At 48.3% G+C, this 5,420-nt stretch carries 6 protein-coding genes and 1 pseudogene; 4 read left to right on the top strand and 3 right to left on the bottom strand.

Features of this window, described 5'->3' with window-relative positions; all coding sequences use genetic code 11:
• The 3 genes and pseudogenes from RTK32_RS18300 to RTK32_RS18290 form a co-directional block, all read left to right on the top strand.
• Positions 1 to 350 (top strand): annotated as a pseudogene (locus tag RTK32_RS18300) (hypothetical protein); the annotation flags it as partial.
• Positions 343 to 765: a hypothetical protein gene (locus RTK32_RS18295; RefSeq protein WP_312046488.1), complete on the top strand. Its 423-nt coding sequence runs from the start codon at positions 343 to 345 to the stop codon at positions 763 to 765. The pseudogene RTK32_RS18300 and the gene RTK32_RS18295, both read left to right, overlap by 8 nt.
• A 322-nt stretch (positions 766 to 1,087) precedes the next feature.
• On the top strand, positions 1,088 to 1,681 hold the full coding sequence (locus RTK32_RS18290) for a PrpF domain-containing protein (RefSeq protein WP_312046490.1): 594 nt from the start codon (positions 1,088 to 1,090) through the stop codon (positions 1,679 to 1,681).
• Positions 1,682 to 1,826: 145 nt separating this feature from the next.
• Here RTK32_RS18290 and RTK32_RS18285 read toward each other — a convergent pair whose 3' ends face one another.
• The 3 genes from RTK32_RS18285 to RTK32_RS18275 all read right to left on the bottom strand — a co-directional run bounded on the left by RTK32_RS18285 (position 1,827) and on the right by RTK32_RS18275 (position 4,920).
• The gene (locus RTK32_RS18285) at positions 1,827 to 3,035 is read right to left on the bottom strand and encodes an aromatic amino acid transport family protein (RefSeq protein WP_312046486.1); all 1,209 of its coding nucleotides are present in this window, start codon (positions 3,033 to 3,035) and stop codon (positions 1,827 to 1,829) included.
• A 194-nt stretch (positions 3,036 to 3,229) separates the two neighbouring features.
• Positions 3,230 to 3,817 carry a TetR/AcrR family transcriptional regulator gene (locus RTK32_RS18280; protein WP_312046484.1) on the bottom strand — a complete coding sequence of 196 codons (588 nt, stop codon included), beginning with the start codon at positions 3,815 to 3,817 and terminating at the stop codon, positions 3,230 to 3,232.
• Positions 3,818 to 3,873: 56 nt separating this feature from the next.
• A complete protein-coding gene (locus RTK32_RS18275) occupies positions 3,874 to 4,920 on the bottom strand; it encodes an aldo/keto reductase (protein WP_312046482.1) in 1,047 nt (348 codons plus the stop codon).
• A 161-nt stretch (positions 4,921 to 5,081) separates the two neighbouring features.
• Here RTK32_RS18275 and RTK32_RS18270 point away from each other — a divergent pair.
• On the top strand, positions 5,082 to 5,420 hold a 339-nt coding region (locus tag RTK32_RS18270), incomplete at its 3' end, for an alcohol dehydrogenase catalytic domain-containing protein (RefSeq protein WP_312046480.1).

Raw genomic sequence — 5,420 nt, 5'->3', positions numbered from 1 at the left:
TTGACAGCGGCTTTAGCGGTGAAGACCTCATATCAGATTTATTAGGGTTTTACCGGGTCGTGTCGATTCAGGATCCGTTCGAGATTCTACGCCCGGTCAGCAAAGAAGAGGCGTTGAAGAGATGGGATCATTATGGGCCGATAGGCTCATGGAAAAACGAAGGGTTTAAGCCAATTCTGTTCCCCGATCCTGATAAATCCCCTAATGCCAGACCGCGTGAAGGCGTTCTGCCAAACTTTATGCAGACGGTTAAGCCGTGGAGCGATTTCAGTTCGGGCATAGTCGCAGTGGCTTCTGCTGACGGTTCTTACATGGACAAAACAAGAGGAGGAACCTTGCCTTATGCGTAAATCGCGGAAAATCTTAGTCGGGATCGTAGTCGTTCTTGCCGCTGTCTTTATTTATGCCTGGCCCTATATAGGCATGGATCTGGCTGGAAGCGCTAACTATACGGAGCAGGATTCGCGGGAGTATAATTTTTATACCCCTGAAATTTTGAAAAGTATGCCCCGGATTTCATCAAGTTATGATTTTGACTATGCCAATATTACTGGCCCGTCAGCTCATGTATACGCGATAAAATTTCATAACACCAGTGATACAAAAGAGGTGGGTAACTACCTAAATTCAAAGGGTTATGATAAGCAGAGGACCTGCCATATAAAGGCAGATTGTTGGCAGGGTAAAGACCCAAAAGAAGTTATCACAGTAAGCGTTTTAACGGACCCGGACACTGTGCTGGTCGCGGTAAATCAATCATTTTGATCGCTGGGACCACGGTCCCAACTTAATTTTTTACCACTTCCATCGCTACACGCACGTCATTCAGGGCGTGCGTTATTATCCCAAAAGATACGCTGCCTTCCTCTGAAATCAACTTATCCTCTGTTAACGGCAGCCGCGGTTCCGGGCTATCCAGCTCTTCGCAGGTATGCCGTATTCAGGCTCTCTATAAAGATATCAGAGTTACTGATATATAGAGTGAGCAGGCAATTATAATTCCCTCCCACCACTCGTTTAATGGGGGATGGAATCCTTAGACATTATTGCCCTCACCACTCTATTTGCCTGAACATCCGCAGGCTCAATATCAGGCCGCTTTTTTCCGACAGGGAATAAAAACGACCAGGTTACGCTTGATGACGGCACAGAGTTTCTGGCAACGCTGATTAATGCGACTGTTCCCTGGGTAATTATCAGTGCAAAAGAGACTGGTATCAGAGCCGATGAGGATTACATCACCCTGGTGGCTCACAGAAAGTATGTGAAAACGAGGGCAGAATTGCGTGTCAAAGCCTCATTAATGATGAAGCTGTGTCAGGATGACAACGAGGCGCGCCACCTCCGGACAAACGTTCCCGACATCATAGTCATTTCTCCCGCGCGAAATGGTCTGGAAGGCATTACTGCCCGTTATGTAAGCTGTGATCGGCCCCACCGCGCTGCTCCCGTCACGTCTTCAATAGCTCTGGCTGCAGCCTGCTGCATTGAGGGAACAATAGCTTCTGGCATCTTTGCATTGGAAAAGCCGGAAAAGGTACTTATCCATCATCCTTCCGGCACCCTATCCGTTAAAGCGAAAGTTGACGTAAATGGCGGCGCTCTGTGTACGTCAGTGATCAGAACCATGCGTTTCATAATGCGCGGCGAAGCCATCGCTGCTTTATCGCCCGGTACATGACTCAGCGCTAAATATGAATGTCCGCCTTTCGCTCATAGCAGACAGCGACCTACGCCAGGTCCGCTTTGTGCCGGAAGCGAACGTTGCTCACATCGGCATGTACTCAACGGGGAGCAGGCCGCATCGTTAATGGCCGTGTATACGGTCAGTAGATAAAAACGTTTGCTACCATGAAAATCCACATTAAAGTCCCCATAACCAAAAATAATTTTAATGCATTATTGCTCAGAGGAAAATTATAAGTCGCATCCAGACATCTTTTTCGGGCAACAAGAAGTAAAGCCGGAGGTAGTAACACTGCCCAGATGACAAGTGCTATGCCAGCATAGGAAATGGCCAGTAGAAAACCATCAGGCTTGATAATACAAAACAGAGCCGGAGGTAAATACGTCAAAAGAACAGATAACATTTCATTTTTCTTCACCATCCGATTTTTCAACAGGTCACGAAAGTAATCACACAAACCTAATGAAGCTGAAAGCAAAGAAGATAACAGGGAAAACATTGCGAAAAAAACCAAAATCATGTCCATTGATGCCGCTGCCTTCCCTCCTTCAATCATCTTGATAAAAGGACCGATATTACCACCGGAGTGCTTAAGCTCTGCAAAGGTGGCCTTATCAACCACGCCCATAGATAAGGCTAGCCAGTAATAATAGATGATCATTGAAATAAAGACCCCTGCACATATACTTCCAACAACCTTTTTATAATTATTCCGGCCATAAATTTTGATGAGCGAGGGAATGCTTCCATGAAAACCAAACGCTATAATGCAAACTGGAATAATCAGGATAAGAGAAGTGACGCCATCCAATTTGGGGTTGTTAGTTAAATATTGGATTTTTACATTTTCAAGTAAACCACCGGTGGCCACGAAAAAAGTAATAAATTTTGCTGCAACGAAAAAAGAGATGACGTAACTTGCTATAGCCCCACCCATGTAAATCAGAGAGGAAACCAGAAAAGTCACCAGCAAAACTGACCACGTAGTTCCATTAATACCAAATATCTTACTCAGCATGCCCGAAAAAGCAGAGGTGGCGCCAGATATATAAGCATATGTGATCAAATAGAGAACAAAAAGAAAGCTTACATTAACTATTAAGCTGATTCTGTGGCCCAGAAGGTCTTTCGTGAAAGTATGAAAACTTGTCCCTGACGGAAATCTCAAATTTACATCAACCAGCATTAAGCCGGTAAGCAGCATGAAAAATGCTGAGATCGCTAACGTGATCGCCCCTTTTGTAAACCATACATTTTCAAGAGCCAGAGGAAGCGCAAACATGCCTCCACCCACTATGGTTGCAACCACTAATGCTGTTCCATGGCTGAGACCGCTAATATTTTTCATGCTATTCCATTACTAAAGATGCCCGGCAAAGGCCGGGTAAAAGCCAGACTACACAGGGTCTGCCGATTCTGGCCAGGCCCGGTTAATTCTTTATTGATTTTGCTGACGAGAGCGTATTGGGGCTGCAGCATTTTTACATCAATAACCGGATCGTTTAAAGGCGCACGGGTTCTACAGAAAAGCGATACCCGCTACTATCGGGTTTTATCTTTGTCCAATAGCGCCGCTTTCGCAGCCTTAAGGAAACGCTCAGAGATATCATCACCACGGGTTGCTCTGGCAAGCATCAACGCCCCTGTCATCAGAGCAAACTGCATAAGATGTTTGTCCTCAATATCATCAGCTGTAGCGCTGTCCTGTAGTTTTTTAATCTGCTCTGCCATATCTCTCACTCCGGACACGTATGCCTGATGCACCGGTTTCTCCGGGCCTTTTCGCTGAATGTCAGTAGCTAAAGCCGCAACCGGACATCCATTAGCCGGGCTGTCCCGATGAACCGGCGAAAGATAGTGTTCAACCAGTTGTGCAAAATTAGCGATCTCATGCGCTTTCGCCTGAACGCTGGCCTCTTCAAATGCCCGTTCACAGGCAGCCGTTTCAAGCGCATCTTTGGAGGCGAAATGGCCGTAAAACCCACCGTGCGTCAGCCCTGCTGCTGACATAATGTCCTTAAGACTCACGCCATCAAGGCCCTTCTCTCTGAACATTTCAGATGAGGTGCTGATGATACTTTCACGATTAAGATCGCTTTGCTCTTTTGAAACCCGCCCGGTTCTGGCCATTTAGCCTCCCTCCATTTTTATGGGGTTATTAGCCCCCTGAAAAACATCCCGCCTGTTCAGGCTTTCGGCGGCGAAACCTTATCATATTCAGCGGCCTGCCCGCGTGCACGCAGTAAATTATCTGCAATTTGCTGATGGGGTGTACCCAGTGCAAATTGACTGACCTCATCAAGACGGTTTACCTGCTCATCACTGAGCTGAAGCTCCAGCGCAAGCAGCGTTTCAGCGAACTGCGCAGGCGTTCGCGAGCCCAGGATGGGGATCATCGACGTCTGTAGCCTTGTGGCTTTATGACGAACCCACGCCATAGCAACCTGCACAGGCTTGACTCCCCTCTCCTGCGCCAGGCGAATGACTTCATCAAGCAGCATGGGATCCTGCTCGGCTTGCACCAGGCGGCCTCCAAAACCGGTAAGACGCCCCTCCTGGCTCGAACGGTACTTTCCGGTCAACATGCCGCCGCCCAGAGGAGACCAGAGGGTTGCTGCGAGCCCGAGCGCCTCGGCCATAGGGAGAAGCTCCCTCTCCGCCGTGCGTTCAGCCAGACTGTATTCTACCTGAATACCGGCAATCCGTGACCAGCCGCGCAGCTCTGCGAGCGTTTCCGCCCGCGCAATCTTCCAGGCCGGGAAGTTAGAAAGTCCGGCGTACTGCACTTTTCCGGCGCGGATAAGGTCATCAAAAGCGCGAACGATCTCTTCAAGTGGCGTAAGCTGGTCATCAAAATGGGCCCACAGAATTTCTACCCGGTCGGTGTTTAGCCGCTTGAGGCTTTTTTCAAGCGAAAGGATCATATTTCTGCGGCTGTTACCCGTATTCGCCACTTCAGCATCAGGCTGAGCGCTCAGGGTGTATTTGGTTGCCACCACGAAATGGTCGCGGTCTGCCGCGATCAGTTCCCCGATCATCTGCTCAGACTGACCGAACTGGTAGATATCGGCGGTATCAATAAAATTCCCACCGGCATTCGCATAGGCCTCGAACACCCCCTTCGCTTCATCCTTTTGCGAACCATATCCCCAGCCGGTTCCAAAGTTCCCTGTTCCCAGAGCCAACTCTGATACGCGTAAACCGGTATTACGACCAAACGTTGTGTATCGCATAGATCCTCTCTTGTTTTTTAAATGACGGTTGACATTTATTATGTATGTCACTCATCATTTAAAAGAGCAAGAAAAATTTTCCGGGCCGGCGAGAAGGCCCCTGCTTTTTGCCTTCGACAGCCCCTTAAGCCTTACTTCTTAGTTAACTGTGGAAAAAGCCTATGAAAGCCCTGGTCCTGAAAAAATATGGCAAACCCGGCCTGACAGAATTTGATGAAATTCCGGAGCCGGTCATAAAAAATGATGAACTGTTAGTCAGAGTACATGCCGTGGGGCTGAATGCTATCGACTGTACCATCCCCGACGGATCGTTCAGACCCCTTCTTCCTCTCAGGCTGCCTGCTGTTGTCGGAAGTGACCTTTCTGGTGTGGTCGAAGCCGTCGGAAAAAACGTCACACGCTTCAAAAAAGGAGAGGCGGTTTTTGCCAGCCTGTTCGACATGAACCGTGGCGCACTTGCAGAGTTTGTGGCCGTCCCTGAAAGTGCAGCCGCGCTAAAA

It is taken from the genome of Erwinia sp. (assembly GCF_031978025.1).
In the GTDB taxonomy this organism is placed as follows: Bacteria; Pseudomonadota; Gammaproteobacteria; order Enterobacterales; family Enterobacteriaceae; genus Erwinia.
The sequence above is the reverse complement of the archived record's forward strand: the minus strand, read 5'-3'. Positions and strand labels throughout refer to the sequence as shown.

What these genes read in the sequence shown, in the direction of transcription:
- RTK32_RS18275 (WP_312046482.1), bottom strand. Translation starts at nt 4,920, where the DNA reads ATGCGATACACAACGTTTGGTCGTAATACCGGTTTACGCGTATCAGAG.
- RTK32_RS18280 (WP_312046484.1), bottom strand. Translation starts at nt 3,817, where the DNA reads ATGGCCAGAACCGGGCGGGTTTCAAAAGAGCAAAGCGATCTTAATCGT.
- RTK32_RS18295 (WP_312046488.1), top strand. Translation starts at nt 343, where the DNA reads ATGCGTAAATCGCGGAAAATCTTAGTCGGGATCGTAGTCGTTCTTGCC.
- RTK32_RS18285 (WP_312046486.1), bottom strand. Translation starts at nt 3,035, where the DNA reads ATGAAAAATATTAGCGGTCTCAGCCATGGAACAGCATTAGTGGTTGCA.